This is a genomic window from Stieleria sp. (assembly GCF_041595215.1).
GTDB lineage: Bacteria > Planctomycetota > Planctomycetia > Pirellulales > Pirellulaceae > Stieleria > Stieleria magnilauensis.
The window spans coordinates 1-3152 of the sequence record NZ_JBFHKV010001007.1 but is presented as its reverse complement, the minus strand read 5'-3'; the positions used below and the strand labels follow the sequence as shown (position 1 = coordinate 3152).

4 protein-coding genes are annotated in these 3152 nt (G+C 59.1%); 1 reads left to right on the top strand and 3 read right to left on the bottom strand.

The genetic code is table 11. The features are described 5' to 3' along the window. Positions 1–172 precede the first annotated feature (172 nt). A complete protein-coding gene (locus ABX749_RS27380; RefSeq protein ID WP_372898824.1) occupies positions 173–880 on the bottom strand; it encodes a methyltransferase in 708 nt (235 codons plus the stop codon). Between the two features lie 109 nt (positions 881–989). On the opposite strand from ABX749_RS27380, the gene ABX749_RS27375 reads away from it, so the two are divergent. After that, the gene (locus tag ABX749_RS27375; RefSeq protein ID WP_372898822.1) at positions 990–2369 is read left to right on the top strand and encodes a sodium:calcium antiporter; all 1380 of its coding nucleotides are present in this window, start codon (positions 990–992) and stop codon (positions 2367–2369) included. A 30-nt stretch (positions 2370–2399) separates the two neighbouring features. Here ABX749_RS27375 and ABX749_RS27370 read toward each other — a convergent pair whose 3' ends face one another. Further along, positions 2400–2720, bottom strand: coding sequence for a DUF721 domain-containing protein (locus ABX749_RS27370; RefSeq protein ID WP_259632789.1), 321 nt, complete (start codon positions 2718–2720; stop codon positions 2400–2402). Positions 2721–2729: 9 nt separating this feature from the next. Then, the coding region (locus ABX749_RS27365) for a transaldolase family protein (protein ID WP_372898821.1) at positions 2730–3152 on the bottom strand (423 nt) is incomplete at its 5' end.

Sequence of the window (3152 nt, the reverse complement as noted above, 5' to 3'; positions counted from 1 at the left end):
TTGAACCCCGCTGGGGTTCCCCTGTCCTCTGCGCCCCCACCCGGAGTGCGCTTCGCGACTCCGGGCTTTGTTGTGGCACCGCTCTGCGGTGTGCACCGCTGAGCGGAGCTTGCCCAAAAGTCGTTCAGTAATACAATCGACGTCCCTCGGGATACTCGGTTCGCTCACACCTTCATGCCGAGTGCAGTTCCATCACCCGGATCGGGTGTTCGGGGTCGTCTTTCATTTCCAGCTTGTGTTCGGTGTAGGTCCAAGGACGCTTGCCGATCCACTCGCGGAACTCATTGGCGATGATGCGGTACGGATCACTCAACAAGACCACGCCGCCGGGAGCCAAATGATCCAGCAAGCATTGCTCCAGCTCCGGCCACAATTGACGCAGGTAGGTGACGTCGCTGCCCAGGATGATGGGGAATTTTCTGTCCAGTCGATCGATTCCGAATCTCAACCGACGGATCTCACAACGGTCCGCGATCGGGTGACTGCTCAGCCGGACCAGATGCAGGGGGTCTTCCACTCCATCGGTCAGCGTCACTTGAGCACCCCGGAGCGCCGCGGAGATGCCCGCATGCCCGGTTCCACAGCCCAATTCCAGCACCGATTGACCGTCCAGTTGCAGAGTCTCTAAAAAACGGTCCAAACCGGAAGCCGCCCGCCAGGTCGCTGCCCAAAACGGGTCGATGACGCCGGTTTCACCGTCATCTTGCCGTTTGCAAGCATCGATCAGCATCGCATCGGGGTCGGCTGCGACCGCCAGCGGCCAGGTTTTGCCCGCGATCGACGTGTCTTCCCAGCGCCAATCGAGCACTCCGTTGGCGGTGGCGATCAGTTCGGCGGGCAGATCCGCGGGGTGGATTTCTGTGGTATCGGTGTGTGTCATGCGTGCAATTTAACATGACCGTGTTTTCCTGCGCCCCATCCGCAAACATTTCGCTCCCAACTACACTTCGTTTCGTCCAGCCACCGTTCCCGCCCATCTCGAGAGTCGATTGTCTGCTTCCGCCCCGTCTGATTCTCCCCCCTCCGATACCCGCTTCGGCCTCGCCGTCTGGGTCACCGCCGCCTGCTTCCTCGGGCTGTGTGCCAGCTACGGATGGGCGAGTCTGGCTCCCGCGTCGGTTGCCGCTAACCTGACACTTGCGGTGTTTCAAATCACAATGATTTCGATCGTGATTTGGCAAGCGTGCGATCCGTTCGCCGACGCCGCACAGTATTTGGGCGAACAGTGGCGGATCCCCAGCAGTGTTCGCGGTGCGACGTTGGACGCGGTTGCCAGCTCACTGCCCGAACTGTTCACGGGTTTTTTCTTCGTCCTGTATGCCATGAACGCTTCAGTCCTGGCTCCGCCGGGGGAACCCGGTCTACACGCCGGCGAGGGTTTTGGGGCGACGATCGCGACCTGTGCCGGATCGGCGGTCTACAACATGATTTTGATCCCCGCGTTTTGCGGCATCGCCATCGCGTTGACTCGGCACCGGAAACCGATCATCGAAATCCACCGCACCGTGATCACCCGCGACGGGTTGTGGTTTCTGGTCTGTGAAATTGTGCTGGTCGTGTTTCTGTTCAGCAAACAACTCTCCTGGCACCTGGCCGCGATCTTACTCGCCCTCTATGGGGTGTATTTGGTCTGGCTGTGGATCGATGCCCGCAAGTACCGGATTGCCCGATCGGTGGCGATCGAGACGCTTCAATCGATCGACAAGCCCAGCGATCAACAGATCCAATCCGCCCTGACCGATCATGGGATCAACGCGACGCCGAGTCTGATTGACTATGTCGCTCGCGAGCTGCGGGGTGAGAGCGATGACGAGGAAGGTGACGACGAAGTCGACTCGGCCGGCATGTTGTTCGGGCGGATCCAAATCCCGCTTCGCCCGTCGATCTCCTACAGCCTGTTGGTCGGCTCCACCGCGATTACCGCGATCGCCTGTTACTGGCTGGTGGAAGTCACTGTGTCGATCGCCACCACGCTGGACATTCCGGTGTTCTTTGTCGCCGTGATTGTTGCCGCGGCGGCTAGCAGTGTTCCCGATACGTTGCTGTCCATCGGAGCGGCCAAGCGTGGCGATGACGACGGTGCGGTCAGCAACGCCTTCGGATCCAACATCTTTGACATCTGCATCTGTCTGTCACTACCCCTGATCGCCGGCATCTTTCTCAACAACGGCCAACCGATCGATTTGCTGATCGACGGCAAGCCGATGCCGGGTTTATTCGGTCTACAGGTCCTGTTGCTGTCCTTGACCGTGATCACGCTGGCAATTCTGTCGCACCGGTTACAACTGACGCTGCGCAAGTCGCTGGTCTTGGTCGGCTTGTACCTGGTGTTTATCGGCTACGCGGTGTTGGGCTCGCTGGGGTTTTAACCCGATACCGCAAGCTGGAAGCTTACGCCACTATCGGGTCAGCACGGCGAAGCGGATGTCGCTGATCTTGGCGTCGGGCAACTGTTTGGCGATGTGCTTGATGATTGATCGTTTTTGAAACGTCAATTCCTGGATCGTGACCGAGTCTTTGGCAAAGACTTTGAGCACGCCGCGATTGAGTTTGCCGACGGTGACTTCGGCCGCCAGATCGTTGCCGACGGCCGCCGCGATCGCTTCGTGGAACCGGTCGGTGGCCGCGATTTGTGCGTACCCGCGTCGCGAGATCAATTGACCGACTAGCGAGCCGATCGATTGAACGCGGGGTTTCGGCGGATCCGGCGGTCTATTCATCGGTGACGTCTAAACGGCCGCCTCGGCTTTTTCGCTGATCATCGTTTCCAGCTTGCGGATGTCGGCGGCAAAGCGACGGATCCCTTCGGCCGTTTTCTCGGTCGCCATGGCATCCTCGTTCAATTCAAACCGAAACGTGTTCTCATCCATGGTGACCTTTTCGATGTCGCTCTGCTTGGCCGCCGCTTCGTCGAGTTTCTTTTCGATCGGGTCGGTCGACGCCTGCAGTTCCGCCAACAGATTGGGGCTGATCGTCAGCAGGTCACACCCGGCCAATTCGATGATCTGGCCGACGTTGCGGAAGCTGGCGCCCATGACTTCCGTTTTGTAATCGAATTTCTTGTAGTACTCATAGATCTGCCCGACCGACTGGACGCCTGGGTCATCGGCACCGCTGTATTCCTGTCCGGTCGACTTCTTGTACCAATCGTA

Bases quoted from the DNA above. Each gene is read 5' to 3' on its own strand.
- ABX749_RS27380 (WP_372898824.1), bottom strand. From the start codon at position 880: ATGACACACACCGATACCACAGAAATCCACCCCGCGGATCTGCCCGCC.
- ABX749_RS27370 (WP_259632789.1), bottom strand. From the start codon at position 2,720: ATGAATAGACCGCCGGATCCGCCGAAACCCCGCGTTCAATCGATCGGC.